This window comes from Falsihalocynthiibacter sp. CO-5D18 (assembly GCF_041205445.1).
GTDB classification, from domain to species: domain Bacteria; phylum Pseudomonadota; class Alphaproteobacteria; order Rhodobacterales; family Rhodobacteraceae; genus Falsihalocynthiibacter; species Falsihalocynthiibacter arcticus.
Map to the genome: position 1 here is coordinate 22,942 of NZ_JBGFCF010000023.1, position 18,930 is coordinate 41,871.

16 protein-coding genes are annotated in these 18,930 nt (G+C 54.0%); 14 read left to right on the plus strand and 2 right to left on the minus strand.

The genetic code is table 11. From position 1 onward, the window contains the following. Nucleotides 1-77 precede the first annotated feature (77 nt). From AB9F27_RS20440 to AB9F27_RS20450, 3 genes are read left to right on the plus strand one after another with little or no spacing between them, the layout of a single operon-like run. On the plus strand, nucleotides 78-788 hold the full coding sequence (locus AB9F27_RS20440; protein ID WP_369758061.1) for a GntR family transcriptional regulator: 711 nt from the start codon (nucleotides 78-80) through the stop codon (nucleotides 786-788). A 9-nt stretch (nucleotides 789-797) separates the two neighbouring features. Next, nucleotides 798-1,913 (plus strand): Gfo/Idh/MocA family oxidoreductase, encoded by a 1,116-nt coding sequence (locus AB9F27_RS20445; RefSeq protein ID WP_335585933.1) that lies wholly within the window; start codon nucleotides 798-800, stop codon nucleotides 1,911-1,913. 48 nt (nucleotides 1,914-1,961) lie between these two features. After that, nucleotides 1,962-2,981 carry a putative sulfate exporter family transporter gene (locus AB9F27_RS20450; RefSeq protein WP_335585934.1) on the plus strand — a complete coding sequence of 340 codons (1,020 nt, stop codon included), beginning with the start codon at nucleotides 1,962-1,964 and terminating at the stop codon, nucleotides 2,979-2,981. A gap of 2 nt (nucleotides 2,982-2,983) precedes the next feature. Here AB9F27_RS20450 and AB9F27_RS20455 read toward each other — a convergent pair whose 3' ends face one another. Together AB9F27_RS20455 and AB9F27_RS20460 are read right to left on the minus strand one after the other, a co-directional pair. Then, the gene (locus AB9F27_RS20455) at nucleotides 2,984-4,768 is read right to left on the minus strand and encodes a family 20 glycosylhydrolase (protein ID WP_335585935.1); all 1,785 of its coding nucleotides are present in this window, start codon (nucleotides 4,766-4,768) and stop codon (nucleotides 2,984-2,986) included. Next, entirely contained in the window at nucleotides 4,769-5,524 is a 756-nt protein-coding gene (locus AB9F27_RS20460; protein ID WP_335585936.1) for a GntR family transcriptional regulator, read from the minus strand. Between the two features lie 201 nt (nucleotides 5,525-5,725). On the opposite strand from AB9F27_RS20460, the gene AB9F27_RS20465 reads away from it, so the two are divergent. From AB9F27_RS20465 to AB9F27_RS20515, 11 genes are all read left to right on the plus strand, one after another. After that, nucleotides 5,726-6,670: a carbohydrate ABC transporter permease gene (locus tag AB9F27_RS20465; RefSeq protein WP_369754665.1), complete on the plus strand. Its 945-nt coding sequence runs from the start codon at nucleotides 5,726-5,728 to the stop codon at nucleotides 6,668-6,670. 1 nt (nucleotide 6,671) lies between these two features. After that, nucleotides 6,672-7,514: a carbohydrate ABC transporter permease gene (locus tag AB9F27_RS20470; protein ID WP_335585938.1), complete on the plus strand. Its 843-nt coding sequence runs from the start codon at nucleotides 6,672-6,674 to the stop codon at nucleotides 7,512-7,514. A 30-nt stretch (nucleotides 7,515-7,544) separates the two neighbouring features. Further along, complete coding sequence (locus AB9F27_RS20475; protein WP_335585939.1) at nucleotides 7,545-8,747, plus strand: sugar ABC transporter substrate-binding protein; 1,203 nt, start codon at nucleotides 7,545-7,547, stop codon at nucleotides 8,745-8,747. An 80-nt stretch (nucleotides 8,748-8,827) separates the two neighbouring features. After that, nucleotides 8,828-9,925, plus strand: a complete 1,098-nt coding sequence (locus AB9F27_RS20480) for an ABC transporter ATP-binding protein (RefSeq protein ID WP_335585940.1) — start codon at nucleotides 8,828-8,830, stop codon at nucleotides 9,923-9,925. Further along, complete coding sequence (locus AB9F27_RS20485) at nucleotides 9,922-11,058, plus strand: Gfo/Idh/MocA family oxidoreductase (protein WP_335585941.1); 1,137 nt, start codon at nucleotides 9,922-9,924, stop codon at nucleotides 11,056-11,058. Before AB9F27_RS20480 ends, AB9F27_RS20485 begins: the two co-directional genes overlap by 4 nt. 2 nt (nucleotides 11,059-11,060) lie before the next feature. After that, a complete protein-coding gene (locus tag AB9F27_RS20490) occupies nucleotides 11,061-12,059 on the plus strand; it encodes an SIS domain-containing protein (RefSeq protein WP_335585942.1) in 999 nt (332 codons plus the stop codon). Next, complete coding sequence (locus AB9F27_RS20495) at nucleotides 12,056-13,123, plus strand: tagatose-bisphosphate aldolase (protein WP_335585943.1); 1,068 nt, start codon at nucleotides 12,056-12,058, stop codon at nucleotides 13,121-13,123. The genes AB9F27_RS20490 and AB9F27_RS20495 overlap by 4 nt, the downstream gene beginning before the upstream one ends. Further along, complete coding sequence (locus AB9F27_RS20500) at nucleotides 13,120-14,070, plus strand: ROK family protein (protein WP_335585944.1); 951 nt, start codon at nucleotides 13,120-13,122, stop codon at nucleotides 14,068-14,070. Before AB9F27_RS20495 ends, AB9F27_RS20500 begins: the two co-directional genes overlap by 4 nt. After that, nucleotides 14,070-15,200 (plus strand): N-acetylglucosamine-6-phosphate deacetylase, encoded by a 1,131-nt coding sequence (nagA, locus tag AB9F27_RS20505; RefSeq protein ID WP_335585945.1) that lies wholly within the window; start codon nucleotides 14,070-14,072, stop codon nucleotides 15,198-15,200. Before AB9F27_RS20500 ends, nagA begins: the two co-directional genes overlap by 1 nt. Nucleotides 15,201-15,204: 4 nt before the next feature. Continuing rightward, on the plus strand, nucleotides 15,205-15,933 hold the full coding sequence (locus AB9F27_RS20510) for a copper homeostasis protein CutC (protein WP_335585946.1): 729 nt from the start codon (nucleotides 15,205-15,207) through the stop codon (nucleotides 15,931-15,933). A gap of 391 nt (nucleotides 15,934-16,324) precedes the next feature. Continuing rightward, nucleotides 16,325-18,930 (plus strand): calcium-binding protein (locus AB9F27_RS20515; RefSeq protein ID WP_369758062.1); only part of this gene is annotated, 2,606 nt, incomplete at its 3' end.

Below are 18,930 nucleotides of genomic sequence, written 5' to 3' on the forward strand. Positions count from 1 at the left end.
GCATAGCACTGTCTTTGATATAGATCAATAGTGTATCAATTATTGTTGCGGCAGACTGTCGCATGCGGAGGAAGCTCATGGTCTCGTCGAATGAGAGCCCGAATGCACTGCCAATGTATGTTCAAATAAGCGAATTGCTTATTCGGGATATCAGTGCGGGACGGTTGATGGATGGAGAGCGTTTGCCGCCCGAGCGGGCCATGGCGGACTCTCTAAATACCTCGGTTGGGACGCTGCGAAAGGCCTTGGCGATTCTCATCAAAAAGAACCTTCTGGAAAGCGTTCAGGGGTCGGGGAATTATGTGCGTCACGGTGGCGAAGTGAATAGCGTCTATTCCATGTTTCGACTTGAGCTGCTTGACGGGGGCGGGTTGCCCCGTGCCAATATTCTTGACATTCAGGCGCTGACCAAACCTTCAGATTTACCAAAGTTTGGTACGTCCGAAGCGGCAACCCGCATTCGCCGTTTGCGGTTTCTAAACAATACAGTCATCGCGATTGAAGAGATTTGGCTTGATCAAAACGCAGGCACCGTCCCTGCTGGGGCACTTTCTGACTCCCTTTATCATTTTTACCAAAAGCAACTTGGATTTTGGATTTCGCGTGCCGAAGATCGTGTGGGAATTCAAGCCGTTCCTGCGTGGGCACCGCATGAATTCGGCAAGCCCGTTGGCGAAATTTCGGGATACATTGAGCGCTTGAGTTGGGCGCAGGAGCCAGAGGCCGTTGAGTTTTCGCGCACTTGGTTTGACACAGATCGTGCGCTTTACGTGCAGCGCATTAAGTAAGGAACGAATATGACGAAGACAATCAATTACGGAATCATTGGCTGTGGCATGATGGGGCGAGAGCACCTGCGCAATATTGCGCTTTTACCCGGCACACGTGTAGCGGCGATTTTTGAACCGGACGCGGCGATGGCGAAGATTGCGGCCGGATTCGCTCCCGAAGCCACCTTTTGCGCGAGTGTCGACTACTTACTTGCGATTGAGGCGCTAGATTGCTTGGTGATCGTGAGTCCAAATTTTCTGCACCTTGAGCAACTTGAGGTGATTGCGAAAACCCGCTCGCTTCCCATTTTAGTTGAAAAACCCCTGTTCACCGACCCTGAATCGCTTTCGCGTGTCCTTGCTTTTCAAGCGTCCTATCCCGCGCCCGTTTGGGTGGCGATGGAATATCGCTACATGCCGCCAATCGCGGCGCTGCGCCAAGAGGTCGAGCAAGCGACTGGCGGGATAAAAATGCTTTCAATCCGCGAGCACCGCTTTCCATTTTTGGAAAAGGTCAACGACTGGAACCGGTTTAATGCAAAATCAGGCGGGACATTCGTTGAAAAGTGCTGTCATTTCTTCGATTTAATGCGCCTTTTAGCGGGTTCCGAGCCGACACGCATTATGGCGAGTGCGGGGCAAGACGTGAACCATCTTGATGAATCCTACGACGGAAAACCGTCCGATATTTTGGACAATGGCTATGTCATCGTGGATTTCGAAAACGGGATGCGGGCGATGTTGGAACTTTGTATGTTCGCCGAAGGATCGCGCTATCAAGAGGAAGTTAGCGTGGTTGGGTCGAAGGGAAAAATTGAGGCGCTGGTTCCGGGGCCTGGTCGTTTTTGGCCCGAGCATTTGGGCGAGGCTCCGATCCCTCAACTGATCGTTAGCCCGCGCGCCCCCAAGGGCCCAACGATGCACGAATTTCCTGTTGATCCGCGCCTGCTTGAGGCTGGCGATCACAATGGCGCCACCTATTATCAGCACGAAGGTTTTCTGGCTTTGGTGCGCGGAGAGCGTGCGACGCCTGAAGTTGGGCTTGAGGATGGCTGGAAGGCTGTGGCAATGGGAATGGCCGCCCAGTTGAGCGCGACCTCGGGGCAAACCGTGCTTTGGTCTGAGTTTATTGCTCAGAAATAATCGAACTGTCCCCACGCAAATACCACTCTATTCTGTTGGAATTTTCCCATGACCAAATCGTCCGCTGCATCCGCCACATCAATTGAGAAATCCCCCCTTGGGATTTTGGCACCCGGAGTGTTGCTGGCGGCGATGGTCGCCATGGCGGCGCAGTTTTTGTCTGATCACTACGGCGCGCCTGTGATGCTTATGGCAATTCTACTGGGCATGCCGCTTCAATTCCTCTCAGAAGACGAGCGCACCGCCCCTGGAATCCTTTTCGCCTCGCGGGTTATTTTACGCATTGGTGTGGCTTTATTGGGAATACGCGTCAGCGGCGAGATGCTGCAATTGATCGGCCCGCTCAATTTGGCGTTGATCGTTGGTAGCGTTATGGCGACGATATTGTTGTCGGTCGCGTTGGCACCTTTGGTTGGCAAGGATCGCTTGTTTGGCTTCCTGACGGGGGGATCTGTGGCGATTTGTGGGGCGTCTGCGGCGATGGCGATTAGTTCGCTTTTACCGGATCGTCCCGAAAGCGAACGCGACCTTTCGTTCGCAGTGATCTCGGTCACGCTTCTGTCCACTCTCGCGATGATTTTCTATCCGATCTTGGCGGAAGTCCTTGGCTTGGACGCAAAGTCCTCAGGGTTGTTTTTGGGCGGAACGATCCACGATGTGGCGCAGGTCGTTGGGGCGGGGTACTCGATTTCTGATGAGGTCGGGGACATTTCAACCGTTGTCAAATTGTTTCGCGTCGCACTCTTAGCACCCGTTGTATTCTTTGGGGCACTCGTTTTGCGGCATTCCGTTCCCGCAGGGGCAAAACGACCACCGCTGTTGCCGTTATTTGTCTTGGGGTTCTTGGCCCTCGCGGTTGCGAATTCCTTTCATCTCATTCCCGACGTTGTGAAAACCCCCGCTGACACGGTCTCGCGCGCCATGCTCGTAACGGCCGTCGCGGGGGTTGGAATGAAAACCTCGGTGGTGCAACTCAAAAGCGTTGGCGCAAAGGCGATGTTAATCATCGTCGCTCAAACCACGTTCCTTGCGGCGTTTGTGTTGGGGGGGATCGCCCTTTTGGGGTAAAGCTACGGTGCCAAAGACATGTCTCGATAATGATGTGCGAGGCGTGTCAGGCTGTCCTCGGTCATGTCCTCCGTTTGCCACGCCTTCACCGCTATCCCCAGAATACGTGGCAGGATCATAGGCCAAAGTTGACTATCCTCAGTGGTAAACTCCGACCAGAACGCGCCTTGCACTCCGATAATCTTGTAGGCGAGGTCTGGATCGGGCACGGGGTCCCATGCGATGGTGTCACCCAAGGACACGAAGGCGGCCCAGCTTGCGCCCCAATCGTCGGTGTCGTCGGTGTGGGCCATGTCGAGATAGGCATGTTGTGCGGGGCACATGACAACATCATAGCCGCGCCGCGCAGCTGCAAGTCCGGGGCCTTTGCCGGTCCATGTAAACAGGATCGCGTTGTTGCCGATGCCACCATTTGAGCCCTGTGCGGCCTCTTCCCATGCTGCGGGGCGTAGTCCTGCGTCGGCGACAGTCTGTGCAAGTTTGGCCATGGTCCAGCCCTGCAAATCTTGGGTGGTTTCCAGTTTATGCTCTTTCATCAAAGCGCGCGCCTTGGGCGAGCCCATCCATGTGTCCTCTGGCAGTTCATCACATCCAAGATGCAGATGCCCGAACGGGAACAGCGCGCCGACTTCGGCGACAATCGCGTTGAGCACCTCCCAAGTTTTCGGCATCGCGGGGTTCATCGCGTTGCCGTGATAGCCTTGCACGCTAACTTCCGCACCATTGTCGGCGGGGTCTCGGACATCGGGGAAAACGTAGGTCGTTGCAAGGGCGTGGGCGGGGGCTTCGATCTCAGGCAGGACCTCAATATTGAGGGCTTTGGCATGTTCAATGATCGCCTTCGCGTCCTGTTTCGAATAGCTCCCTCCGGCCTCAATCGCGCCTGAAAAGAGCGCAGGCATCAAGTGCCCTTCGCCACGTTTTTCCGTGCGTTGCCAAAGTTCGGGGAAGCAATCAATTTGAAGGCGGAAGGCTTCGTCATCGGCAAAGTGCCAATGAAAGCGATTGAGTTTCAGTATAGCCATGACATCCAGTAAATCGTGGATTGTTTGTGGCTGATAGAAATGTCGTGCCGTATCAAGATGTTGTCCGCGCCAGTTAAAGCGGGGACTGTCGGTGATCACCCCGCAGGGGACTTTGCCCGCGTGGGTGTTTCTAAGGGTCAAAAGAGTGATACCTGCGTAAAAACGTCCACCGTAGGAACTGGCGGAGACTGAAATCCCGTCAGGTTGAATATTGAGGGTATAGGCGTCTTTTGGGGAGGCATCTTGCTTGAAGACGACTGGCACCCCATCGCCGCATAAAAAGGGTTCAAACCCGCGCCGTTGGGCCAGTTGTGCCACGGCATCAAAGGCGTCGTTCGAGGCGCTGATGTGGGTAAGGTCTACGCTTTCATCTGTTGCAACAAAGGACGTGGGTTGCGGGACAAGGCGCAGGCCCGCAAAGGCGGGTGGCGCCGCTTGAGGTTTTGCGCGGAAGCCTGCGGGGGTTGGGGGCAGAGGGATTAATTCGTTTTCAACACGTAAGTAGGGCCCAAGGGGCATCCATGCGCGATTGGCCGGTTTGAAGCCGCCAGAGTATTCAAGTATCACGGTGTGGGCGACATTTTCTGCAAGGTCGGGCAGGGCGATTTCTGTATAACTGCCCGTGCCGCGAACACGATCTCCGCCCGAAGTTGCTGTGATCGGACCCATCCCCGAAAAACAGAAAATGGGAGCTTTCAAGGCGCGATCTGGTGTGAGTGTGCAGCGCATGAATTGCCCATCGAGGCGGCAAGTATAGTCCATTTATTCGACCCCAAGTTCTGAAATAAAATCATAGATGTCGGATCGGTAAAAACCCGTTGTGTATTCAATGGGGCGTCGCGTTGCGAGATAGCCTGTGCGGTCGATCTTCAACACGGCCGTTCCATCGGGTAGTTTTAGGTGGCTGGCCTCTTGGCCCGAAATATTGACGGCGGTGACCCGCTGAATGGCGCGGGTCGGGGCCTGTCGGGTTTGGCGCAGAATGGCATAGAGCGATACTTTCACACGCTCGGGAAAGGGCAAGATGTCTTGCGGTAGTGAGGAGGTTTCAAGCGCCATCGGCACGTTGCCCGCAAACCGCAAACGTTGAACCCGCGCAACTTGATCCGTGGCGGAGAGGCCAAGGGCGATCATCTCTTGAGGGCTGGGCGCGAACAACCCTGCTGACAACACCTCGCTGGTGGGGACCACCCCGCGCGCCGACATGTTTTCGGTAAAGGACACGAGGGTCGAGAGCGATTGTTTGAGTTTTTGGGTGGTGTTTCGCACAAAAGACCCCGCCCCGTGGCGCGGTTCAATCAACCCGTCCGCCACAAGTTTGGCAACAGCCTTGCGAACGGTGACGCGACTAATTCCAGCCAGTTCCGCCATGTCGCGCTCTGCAGGGAGGCGCGACCCCGGCAGGAGTTTCCCCGATGAGATAGCATTCGCAATATGACGATGTAGTTGTTGATAGCGCGGCCCATTCCCAGAATTGAACCAGTGCTCCAAAGCATAGATTTCAGAATTTTCGGTCATCGGGAATCACTCCAGTGGTATTATAAAAAAGAAACCTATTTCGATTTAAAATTGCATGCTTTGGAGTTCAATTTACCATAATATACTTGTAAAACAACAGGTTTTTGATGTCGCGCCTTTTGGTATTAAAACTGTAGAAATATTGACACCTTTTGGTATTGTTAGAGAACGCCTCTGATTCGTTGAGGTGTATCTGGGGGGATGAAATTGACAGTTGCCACGAATGTTCCAAATGAAGTGTACGCGCCTGAAGTGAAGCGGCGCAGCGTTATCTCGGAAAGCCTTTTTGCATGGCTTCTTGTGGGGCCTGCGATGATTTTCATTGGGGTGATCGTTGCGTGGCCTCTGGTCGAGACCGTCCGTCTATCCTTTATGGAGGCGGGCTTGGGCGGCGAGAAATACATCGGGACGGCCAACTACGAAGAATTACTCGCCAGCAGGAAGTTCCACCAAACAATCGTGCGGACGTTTTATTGGATGTTCCTCTCGGTGGCGCTCAAATTGGTGCTGGGAATGATTGGGGCGGTGCTGTTGAATGCCGCCGTGCCGGGGCGCGCGTTGTTTCGGGTTTTGGTCATGCCGCCTTGGGTTATTCCAATCGCGATTGGCTGTATTGGCTGGTTGTGGCTGTACAACGGGTATTTCGGCGTTCTGTCTGGGCTGGCTCAAAGGGTTGGGTTGACGGACGGGCCGTTTGAATTCTTGGCCTATAAATCCTCGGCGTTTTATTCGGCGATTGTGACGGATGTTTGGGTGGGCGTTCCTATGGTGACGCTGTTTTTCCTAGCGGCCATGCAGGGTGTGAATCGTGATCTCTATGAGGCCGCATGGGTGGATGGGGCAGGGCGTTGGTATCGCTTCCGTCGCATCACGATCCCGCAAATTATGCCTGTGATTGTGTCGATGTCGCTCTTGTCCGCGATCTTCACGTTCAACAGTTTTGAGATCATCTGGATCTTGACCGAGGGTGGCCCTCGTAGCGCGACGACGACCCTGATTGTGGACACCTATAAAACCGCCATTGGCAATTATAAATTCGGCGAAGGTTCGGCGCGGGCGGTGATTATTGTGTTGCTGCTGGGGACATTCTCGCTGGGATACTTGTTCTTCCTGAACAAGGTGAACAAGAAATATGGGGTGAAGTAAGATGATGGACCGTTACACAAAGCTACAAATGGTTGGCATCTATTTCAGTATCACGCTTTTCCTGATCTTCATGCTGCTGCCGTTCTTTGAGATGTTTATGACGTCGCTGCGCCCCTTGGAGCATCTTTTCCGCAGCCCTTACCAATTCTGGTCCGATGACTTCAGCTTTGATGCCTATAAGCAAATGTGGATCACGGTGCCTCTGCTCGGACGTTATATCTTTAACTCGATCTTCATTGCATCGTCGGTGACGGCAATCACGATGTTCTTCGTCATTCCAGCGTCTTATGCTTATGCGCGGCTCAAGTTTCCGTTCAAAAACCTCTCGCTATCCATCTTTTTGGGAGTAAACATGTTTACGGGAGCGGTCCTCTTGATCCCACTCTATCGGGTGCTGCGCAGCCTTGGCTTGCTCAACACCTATTGGGCGATGATTGTTCCGGGTGTGGCGTTCTTGATCCCGACGGGTATCTGGCTGTTGCGCTCCTACTTGGAGAAAATTCCGCGCGAATTGGAGGAGGCAGCGTTTGTCGATGGCGCGTCCCGCATGTATACTCTGCGCCGTGTGGTCTTGCCGCTGGCGACCCCAGGATTGATCGTTGTGGGCGTGGCCGTGTTTATCGGCGCCTATGCCCAGCAATTCCTCTTCGCAATCACATTCAACCAGACCCGCGAACTGCAACCCTTGCCTGCGGGCCTCTACGAATTCATCGGTTATCAATCGGTGACTTGGAACGAAATGATGGCCGCTGCCTTGGTGGGTGTGTTGCCTGTCATGGTCATCTTCTTGTTCCTGCAAAAATACCTCGTCGCTGGTCTCACAGCAGGCGCGGTCAAAGAATAATAAAAAGTTCAACCTAGGGAGACTACAAAAATGAAATCAATGAAAATTACACTCGGGGCTTTGCTACTGTCTGGCACAGCTATGGCGGCACAGGCCGATGAGGAACTGCACTTCATCATGTGTGGCGGCGAAGTGCGCGAGGCCGATCAGGCCGTTGTCGACAAGTTTGTCGCTGACCACGATGGCGTGACGGTAAACCTTGAAGCGGTGCCATGGGGGACATGCCAAGACAAATCCCTGACGTTGGCCGCTGCGGGCGATCCGCCTTCTGTGGCTTATATGGGCTCACGAACATTGCGCCAATTGGCCAATAACGACCTGATCGTTCCTGCGAACATCGATCCTGCCACGCCTTACCAACCTGGTGTTTTGAACACTGTGACGATTGAAGGAACCGCTTGGGGCTACCCACACGCGTTCTCGACAAAAGCGCTTTATATGAATTGTGACCTGATCGAAGCGTCCGGCCAAACCTGCGCCGCACCTGCGACTTGGGACGACCTTTATGCTTTGGCCGAAGGGGTTGTGAACAACACTGACGCCGCGGGCATTGGCCTTGCAGGTAAAGACTTCGACAACACAATGCACCAGTTCCTGAATTACCTCTATTCCAATGGCGGTGCGGTGGTTGATCCCGTAACGGGCGCAAACATGCTCGACAGCGAGCAAACACGCGAAACCCTTGCGTTCTATGGTAAACTTGTGAACGTTTCGCAAGACGGCCCAACGGCTTGGGAACGCGATCAGCTCAAAGATCTGTTCAACGACAACAAGATCGCGATGTATATCTCGGGTCCTTGGGGTTACGGACAGCACAACGAGAGCATCAACCAAATGGTTGCTCCTATTCCCGCAGGTCCATCGGGCGTAAGCGGCACAATCTTGATCACCGACTCGATCGTTGTGTTCAAAGGCTCAGGCCACGAAGAATTGGCGCAAGAATTGGCCCAAGCCATTACCTCTGGTGACAGCCAGTATGACCTCGACAGCACATGGGGCCTGACACCGATCCTTGACTATGCAGCCTTGGGTAAAACCGATCTGTACTACGCCGATGGCATGTGGCCCACGTTCACTGCCTCGATTGCCACAGGTGGACCAGAGCCGCTGGTTGAAGATTTCAAATCGTTGCAATCCGTATTCACAAATATGGTTCAGGGCATCATCCTTGAGGATGATACCGTTGAAAACCTTGTGACCATCGCGGGTGTTGAACTCGACGACGCTCTTTAAGAGTTGTCTCTTGTTGGGCGGCCCACGTGGCCGCCCACATTACTTTTCCCTTCTTACCTTTACGATAGGACGCATGCGCCATGGCTACGCTTGACCTGAATGCAATCAGTAAATCTTTTGGCACAGCGAAAGTGCTGCACAACATCAGTCTCGCGATCGAAGACAAGGAATTCGTTGTTTTTGTGGGCCCGTCTGGCTGTGGTAAATCCACCTTGCTGCGGATCATTGCAGGCCTAGAAGAGGCGACCAGTGGTGAAATTATCATCGAAGGCAAGGACGTTAGCAAAGCGCATCCGGTGGATCGGGGCATATCGATGGTGTTTCAGTCCTATGCGCTTTACCCGCACCTCACGGTTTTTGAAAACATCGCCTTCCCGCTGCGGGTTCAAAAAATATCCGGCTCCGAACTCAACGACCGCGTAGGCCGTGCTGCCGAAATTCTGCAACTCACGGACAAACTTCAACTCAAACCCGGGCAGCTTTCGGGCGGCCAACGCCAGCGTGTCGCCATCGGGCGCTCGATTGTGCGTAACCCCAAAGTGTTCCTGTTTGATGAGCCGCTCTCAAACCTAGATGCCGCTTTGCGGGGCGACATGCGGGTCGAGTTGAGTCAATTGCACCGTCAACTCGATGCGACCATGGTTTATGTGACCCACGATCAGGTCGAAGCGATGACGATGGCCGACCGCATTGTTGTATTAAACGCGGGGCGTGTTGAGCAATTTGGCTCGCCAATGGAATTGTATCACCACCCTGCCACGAAATTTGTCGCAAGCTTCATCGGTCAGCCGAATATGAATTTCATCCCCGCTGAGGTTACTTCTGTACGCGATGGATTGTCGGTTGAGCTAGAGGGCGGTCACAAAATGACTCTCCCCGTGAACACCAGCACCGTACACGTCGGCGACCGCGTTGAGGTGGGTATTCGCCCCGAGAATGTCGCGCTGGGAGAGAGTGGTTTAGACGTAAACGTGCGCGTCCTTGAACGCTTGGGCGGGGTGTCGATCACCCATGGCACTGTGGGCGACGGAACTCGGTTTAGTGCGTCGCTACCGGGAGATGTGCCCATCATTGAGGGCAAAAATATCATCCTGTCGATCAACCCACAGGATTGCCATGTGTTTGACGCTCAAGGCGATGTCTTGCGCCGCCAATCCGCACCGGAACTCGTATCATGAGAGTTGTAACTGCAGGTATTGGGCTTCGCGCTGGGCATGTTCTTTCGATCTTGAAAGAGTCCATGCCGGAAATTGAATTCGTCGGGTATTTCGATCCACAACCGACCTATCTTCATATGATCGGCGAGGATGTGCCGCGGTTTGATGACGTGGCCGATATGCTGGCCCAAACCAAGCCGGATTTGTTTTTTGTCGGGTCGCCCAACAGCTTCCACCTGGAGCATATCAAGCTCGGCCTTGCGGCGGGTGTGCGGATTTTCACCGAGAAACCCGTCGTGACCACCAAAGATGACACGATGGAATTGGCCCAGCTTCTGGCGCAATACGGTATCGATCAAGTGATGGTTGGCCTTGTGCTGCGCTACTCGCAACATATGGTGGATTTGCGCGCCATTCTGGACCGCTTGGGGCCGATCACCTCGCTTGAGGCGAACGAGCATATCGCGCCCTATCACGGTGCGTTCTTTATGCGCGATTGGCGGCGGATGATAAAATGGTCGGGCGGATTTATGCTCGAAAAATGCTGCCACGACATTGATATTTATAACATGGTCACGGGCTCTCGTCCGACGCGGGTGGCAAGTTTTGGTGGCCGCAAATCCTTTGTTCCCGAATTTGCACCCACGTCAAACACCGAGAACGAGATCATGCATCGCAAAACCAGTGCATGGGAGAGCGTTCCTGATGCCTTCCATTCGGATGGCGATATCATCGACTATCAAACCGCGATTTTGCAATATGAAACGGGCGCGAGTTTGGCCTTTCATACCAATCTGAACACGCCCGACGAGCATCGGCGTTTCTGTGTGATGGGGGCGCTGGGCATGGCCGAAGGCGACTTCGTACGCGGCTATCTCAAGGCCACCGCGCGCGACGGGGAAACAATTGCCGATCATGACTATACCAAGGGCGACCCTGCGAAAATGTCGGCGCATTACGGCGCGGATCATATGATGGTCAGCGATATTGCAGCGTTTTTGCGCGGTGAAACCAAAAGCTTACCTGTGGGCGTTGTTGATGCGCTTGAAGCGGGGCTTGTGGCAATGGCTTTGGATCAGGCCCGCGTTGCGGGTGGAATAGTAGATTTGTCCGAAACTTGGGCGGAATTTGACAGTTGGAAATTAAGGGCATGAGCATGGAACACGTAATCGCAGGCCAACATATGGCCAAAGAAACAGCTCAGGCGCGGAATGTTTTCTGCCGCGCCGCGTCACAAGCCGTGGATGTTGCGTCTTTGGTCGACACCAAAGCGATTTACACGATTGCGCGTGGTTCCTCTGACGCGGCGGCCAATATCCTGTCGTATGAGATGATGCGCGAGTTGAGCATTCCAGTGACCTCCCTGCCACCGTCGGTTTTTTCCGTCGGGCAGGGCGTTCAAATGGACGGCGCTTCGGTTCTTGTGATTTCGCAATCGGGTGCGAGTGATGATTTGGTGCGTTCGGCCAAAGGGGCTGCCGCGCACGGCGCCTCGGTGGTTGCCATCACAAATCAGCCCAACTCAGCAGTAGAAGTCGCCGCGCATACGACGGTAGCGATTGGCGCGGGACCAGAGCTTGCGGTCCCAGCGACGAAAACCGTTGTCGGGTCCATTGGCGCTGGGATGGCACTGCTCTCGTCGCTTAGCCCTACTTACCGCGAACGTGCGCAAGCTTCTGTGGAAACCCTTAAGACCGCGACGACCATTCATCCCCATTCCGAAGCACTAAAATCCGCTTTGCTGCGGGCGCGAAATATCTATGTGATTGGCCGTGATACGGGTTATGGCACTGCTATCGAGACTTCGCTGAAACTTAAGGAATGTTGTGCTTTGCATGCGGAGGCTTACTCGTCGTCTGAAGTGCTGCACGGCCCGCTTGAACTCGCGACAAACCCGCTTATGGTCCTGATCTTGGACACGGGTTTGTCCAGCACAAAAGACAGTTTGGACCAAGCAGAAGCCCGTTTTCGGGGGGTAGGTTGTGACGTGCATCGCATCAGTCCCGCCGATGTTGGGGTTGAGGGGTTGACCCCTGCGGCGAGTGCCGCGCTCCTCCTGACGCTCATGTATTCGGTGATTTTAGAAACGGCATTGGCGCTGGGCTTAAACCCTGATGCTCCGACCACTCTTTCGAAGGTAACACAAACCACATGACCGATTTGAACGCCCTTGGCCGCTGGGCCACTTGGACCGAAATCCATCAACAACCTGATATTTGGCGCGATTGGGGGCAAGCATTGGACGTGGCGGGTCTGCGTGCGTGGATTGCGTCACTGGACGTTGAGGAAGTTTGGTTTTGTGGCGCGGGAACAAGCGCCTATATTGGCGACATTGTCGCGGCGGGCTTGGAGGGGAAACGGTTTAGGTCCGTTCCGACCACAGATATTGTCAGCCGTCCGCAGGCGTTTTTGTCTGGGGTTCGCCCGCTTGTTGTCAGTTTTGGACGCTCTGGGAATAGCACTGAAAGTATCGGGACATTGGACGCGTTAGATGCCCTAGCGCCGACTGCGCCACGTTTACATATCACCTGTAATCGCGATGGCGCATTGGCCACGCGGCCCAGTTCGGGGCCACTCAAGGTTATTGTATTACCAGATGCGACCCATGACGCGGGTTTCGCTATGACCAGCAGTTTCTCTACGATGCTTTTGACCACATTGGCGTTGTTTGATACGCCCTGTAATGTGGTGGAACGTTTCGCTGCCTTGTCGGATCAATTGCGCGATCTTTTGCCTTTGATGGGGGCGGAAACGCCTCTCCCTGAGCGCGCGGTTTATGTGGGATCGGGGGCGCTGGCCTTCGCCGCCCGTGAAGCCGCGCTCAAAGTTATGGAACTGTCTGCGGGACAAATCCCTGCGCTCTGGGATAGTTCGCTTGGGTTTCGCCACGGTCCAAAATCCTTCGTGACCGATACTACGGCGATCACGGTTTTCGTCAGCCCAGAATCCCCTGCAAATGCCTATGATATGGACCTTGTTGCAGAGCTGCGCAGTCAGTTCCCCAGAGCACGCGTGCAGGCCGTTGGAGTTGGCGGCGACCTTGATATTGCTATGCCGTTTGGGGCAGTTTGGGCTGCTCCGTTGTGTGTGGCATCCGCGCAAAGCGCTGGGGTGCAATGGGCCGAAGCTTTGGGCCTGAATGTTGATGACCCTTTCACTGGTCGCGGCACGCTTAGTCGTGTAGTTGCGGGCGTAAAGCTATATCCGGTGGTGAAATGAGAGCAGCAGGCATAGATTTGGGGGGCACCAAGATCGAACTCCAAGTTTTTGGCGACGATTGGGAGGTTGTCGCGCGCAAACGTGTGCCGACCCCGCAAACCTATGACGCGCTTATTGCGGCTTTAGCGGGGCTTGTGACGTGGACTGATACCCAAGCTGGCTATCAGGTTCCGCTGGGAATTGGCGCGGCGGGCTTGATCAATCCTGCGACGGAATTGGCGCTTACGGCCAACCTTTGTGCAACGGGGCGTCCCCTTCATCGGGATGTTGAACGCGCGGCGGGGCGTGAGGTTGTTTTCATCAACGACTGTCGTGCTTTGGCTCTTTCGGAATCGATTTTTGGCGCGGGAAAAGGGCATCGGACGGTCATGTCCCTGATCTTGGGAACGGGAGTTGGCGGCGGCGTTGCCATTGGAGGCGACATCCATGCGGGTCCCACGATGACCGGTGGCGAATTTGGCCATATGTCAGCGCCTGCGCACCTTGTGGAGCAATACGGTTTGCCCATCGTGCAATGTGGCTGTGGACGTCGTGGTTGTAGCGAGACTTATATTGCGGGTCCGGGAATGAGCCGAATTGCCGAAACGATCATGGGGGCACGCGTAAGCCCGCCAGACATTATCGCACAACGTGCAACGGATCTGTTGGCGCAACGCGTTTGGGAGATTTGGTGTGCCTTTACAGCAGATCTTCTGTGCAACCTTACTTTGGCTGTTGATCCAGATGTGATCGTCATTGGTGGTGGCCTGTCCAAAATTGACGGTGCGATTGAAGCGCTCACGGCGGCGACCCAAAACGCTCAATTTGGCGACTTTGCCATACCTGCGATTGTTTTGGCGCAGGGCGGTGATGCGAGTGGCGCACGCGGTGCGGCCTATGCTGGCTTTCAGCATCAACAGGCGCAGGCGTTTGATCTTGGTACTTCTGAACACGCGAAGGGGGAATGATGGCGCTTTGGTTGCAACCAGAAAAGCTTTTTACAGGGCATGAGATTTTGACACATGCAAGCCTACGTGTTGAAGCAGGGGTCATTGTTGAAGTTACATCGGACCCTTTGCCCAAAGCGGAATACGCGCGGCCAATTAAGGGGCTTGTAACGCCAGGATTTGTGGATTTGCAAGTCAACGGTGGCGGAGATGTCCTTTTAAATCAGACGCCTACACGTGAAGGAATGCAGACGATTGCCGAGGCGCATCGCAGTTTTGGCACGGTTGCGATCATGCCCACGGTCATCACCGATGGGCCGGACGTGATGGATGCTGTGGCCAAGGCTGCGGTGACAGCACAGGGCGATCGAAGCATTATGGGGCTGCATATTGAGGGGCCCCATATTTCGCTGGAACGGCGCGGAACGCATCTGGGCGCGTTCGTTAGGCCCATGGATGAGCGCACCCTTTCGGTTGTGGCGCGGCTTCGCAAAGCGGGCATTCCTGTAATGATTACTCTCGCACCTGAAGCCACAAAACCTAAGTATATCTCGCAACTTGCGGCTCTGGGCGCGGTTGTTTCCCTTGGGCACACGGCGGCCACGGCAGAGCAAATGGCGGTGGCGATCAAGGCCGGCGCGCGCTGTGCGACGCATTTGTTTAATGCCATGTCGCCGATGCTCGGACGTGAGCCGGGGGCGGTCGGGTCGGTTATCAATTCCGACCTCTATTCTGGAATTATCTGCGATGGCTTCCATGTCGCTGACGAAATGATCGGGCTTGCCGTTCGCGCACGCCCCATACGCGACCGTATGTTTCTGGTTTCCGATGCCATGGCGACGGTTGGTGGCCAAGATCATTTCGAACTTTACGGAAAGAATATTTACCTGCGCGAAGGCATGTTGGTCAACTCGGAAGGCAGCCTTGCGGGTGCGCATGTGACTCAAGCCGAGGGCGTGAAACGTTTGGTTGAGCGCACAGGAACGCCCCTCCTTGAGGCGCTGAAAATGGCGACTTCGACACCTGCTGCCTGTATGGGGTTGAAGCATTTAGGGCAGCTTGAGGGGCGCGTTTTAGAGGATGTTCTGGTCTTGCGCGATGATTTGACAGTGCGAGGAACCTTGGCGGAATTTACTGGCGAATTGGTTTAAACTGATGGAGGCCAACCCCTTTAAGCTTGAAGTCTGCATTGACACGCCCGAGGGATTGCAGGCCTGTCAAAACGGCGTGGACACAATCGAGCTATGCAGTGCTTTGGCCGTTGGCGGGCTGACGCCATCTGCGGGGCAGATATCCTTGGCGCGCACCAGTTTCGTGCCTGTGCATGCCATTATCCGGCCTCGGGCGGGAAATTTTATTTATTCACCCCATGAGATTGACGTCGCTTTAGGCGATATTGACGCTGTTAAATCTGCGAAATTGGATGGGATTGTCATCGGAGCCTCAACGGCGGAGGCGATGCTTGATTTACCTGTCCTCAACAAGATGATCGCCGCTTCGGGCAGCCTTATCCGAACCCTCCACCGTGTGATTGATACGTTAGATGACCCCTTTGTTGCGTTGGATCAAGCAATTGACCTTGGCTTTTCGCGCATTTTGACCTCGGGCAGTTCCTTCAATGCGCAAGACGGGATGGCGTGTTTGCGCAAACTTCAAGAACGCGCGCGAGGGCGCATTGAAATCGTGGCTGGGAGTGGTGTGAACGCGCGCAATATCCTAGAGATCGGACGTGCAACCGGCGTGCGATCCTTTCATGCGTCCTGTAGCAGCCCTGTGGAGCAAGACAAAACCACGGTAGGCTTTGGTTTTGCACCTGAATTTATGAATAAAACCGATCCCCAGAAGATCAAGCAGTTGCGAAGCGTCCTCGACGCCGCGGCCTAGAACGGACCGGTCGCGTTCTCGTTGGGTGATTTTGCCCGACATTAATCATCCAATTTATCGGTTAAAATGAGCCTAATTGTCGGAACTTTGATCCCGAGAAGGTCCAGATAGGGCGATTTCCCCAGTTATTGTCAGTAAAATTAGGCAGAAATACTTCCAGTTTGGTTCACTTTTTTCAAAGCGGTCAGAAACAAGCCGTCTTGGCTAATATTCCGATAATTTGAATGAAATGCCACGAATTCGCTTTGGTGTTGTTAATACATTTTTAGATTTCCACAACGAATAATGCTTTCGCATGGGCCATCTGGCGCTGTGATTGTTGTCTCGGGCACAGAACACTCCAGTTCCGGCAAGCAACAATTCGGATCGAATTCCTGCAGGGGTATTGAAGATGGCAGTGAGAACTATGGATGCACCTGATGCCGATTTCTCGCGGTTACTTTATGATTTCGCCCCATTGAAAGCCATTCCTAAAACAGGCACGCCAAGTGAGCAAGTTGAGGCCGGTGAGAGCGTGAGCGGCAATACTTTCACGCTCGACAGCGACTCTGTGGCCGCAGGAAACCATGTATTTGAGGGCGGCGACGGTTTTGACGTTCTCAAACTTATGGGTAGTGAAGCGTCCACCACTATTTCCCATACACTTAGTGACAATACTCTCGTCTCTATTGATTACTTGGAAATCTCGGATCCGGGGATCGGAAGTACGCGAGAAGTCTTTTTAAGTGGGGATCAATTTGGGGTCGGAATATCCCTAACTGCAGAAATAAACGTAGACGGATGGGGGGATTCTTATGAAAAAATCTACATCCAAATGGGGAGTCAGGCGAGCTTAGACCTCTCAAATCTGTGGTTTTCTGGAACAGTTTCGACGTTGAGTTTATTTGTTACGGGAGCTTCCGTTGCGGATTTCATTGTTGGGACAAGGCTGAACGATACGATCAATGGGAACGGCGGTGATGACGCAATCTGGGGTGGCGTTGGATACGACACACTCAATGGCGGAAGCGGCCAAGACATCATCGAAGGCGGCAGAAACGGAGATACACTCGACGGTGGTGAGGGCGTTGATATCTTAAGTTATGCGGGTTCAAATTCTTCTGTTGTCGTAGATTTGGAAAGCGAAACAAGCTCCGGAGGCGACAGCGAGGGCGATGTTTATGTTGGGTTCGAGAGTGTTTTAGGAACGGGTTACGATGATGAACTTAGCGGCGACAGTGGAAGCAATGTTTTATGGGGTGGGAATGGTGCTGATACCCTTACTGGGCGTGGCGGTGTTGATGCGTTAATGGGTCAAGGGGGCCGTGATCTCCTCAATCACGCGGGTTTTATTCTTGGCGAGGGAGACGATGATGTTGGCGAAGTTTTTGATGGCGGTGACGACGACGACTGGCTTCTATTAGGGGGGCTAGGTTCACTGGAACACGCGCTCGACAATGACACATTGGTTTCGATCGAGAGTGTTGTTTTTGGCGCGGGCAATACCACGGGGACACGGACACTTCGTTTGAATGCGGATCAATTCGGCGCGGGGATATCCTCTACGGCGGAATTTATTTTAGATAGCCATGCGAACACGCAGGAAATAACAAGAGTAGCGATGGGAAATATCACCTTTCTCACCCTAGCGGGAATGACGGTTTTTGATGCTAACGACGCCTATACCCACACGTTTCTAATAAGCGGAGACAGCAGTGACGAAACGATTATTGGGTCACAAGGTGGTGACTTCATACACGGCGGTGAAGGCGATGACGTTCTTGAAGGAGGAGCAGGGGCGGATACGTTGGATGGCGGAGGCGGCCAAGACGTCCTGAGCTATTTCACATCCTCAACCAGTGTGAATATCAATCTTGAAACGGGCGTTGCGAGTGGTGGTGATGCTGACGGAGATGTGATCATTGGTGGCACCTTTGCAGGGCTTATTGGATCACTTCATGCCGATATTTTGACCGGCGATGCGCAAAACAACTTTATGTTCAGTTCGGGCGGAGGCGACGCGATGGACGGTGGTGCGGGGTCAGACTGGGTTTTATATTTGAGGGCTACGATGGGGGTGACCGTCGAGCTGGATGATCCGAGCGAAAACACAGGTGCGGCAAATGGGGATACTTATACCTCGATCGAAAACGTGCAGGGAACTGCCTTTGATGACTATTTGGGCGGCGACGAAGCCGCAAACCAACTTAAAGGTGATGCCGGTCATGATTCCCTTTACGGCCATGGGGGAAACGATATCCTCCTTGGGGGCATAGGCAACGATATTCTCTTTGGCGGCCAAGGTGAAGATTCTCTATTGGGGGATCATGGGGATGACACTCTATCAGGCGGTAGCGGTGGGGATGATCTTAATGGCGGCGAAGGCGACGATTGGGCTTCATATTTTGGTGCATTGGCAGGGGTCCGAGCGGATTTACTGAGCGCTGCAGCCAATACAGGTGAGGCTGAGGGCGACTCCTACACACTGATTGAGAATCTGATTGGCAGTGATTATGACGACATGCTTTTTGGCGACAATGGCGCCAACACCCTAGTAGGGCATGGTGGGATCGACCAGCTTTTCGGGCGTTCCGGAGATGACCAATTATTTGGCAATTACGGTGATGATTTGCTTTCTGGAGAGGATGGGAATGACCGCTTGAGCGGAGGCCAAGGTGCAGACACGCTTATTGGGGGATCAGGAAATGATACTGCCCTTTATACCCAAGCAGCTTCTGCGCTTCGAGCAGACCTTTTCTATGTGGCCGCCAATTCCGGAGATGCCACCGGCGACACCTATTCCAGCATCGAAAACCTCGTTGGGACTGCCTTTAACGACCTTTTGCTGGGCGACAACAATGCCAACAGTCTTTGGGGCGGAGCGGGGCATGATACCGTCTATGGGCGCGATGGGGATGACCATCTCTTTGGTGGCCTTGGTAACGATACTTTGTCGGGTAATATGGGTAATGACAGTCTGAATGGCGGCCTCGGGGCAGATGCGCTGATTGGTGGCTG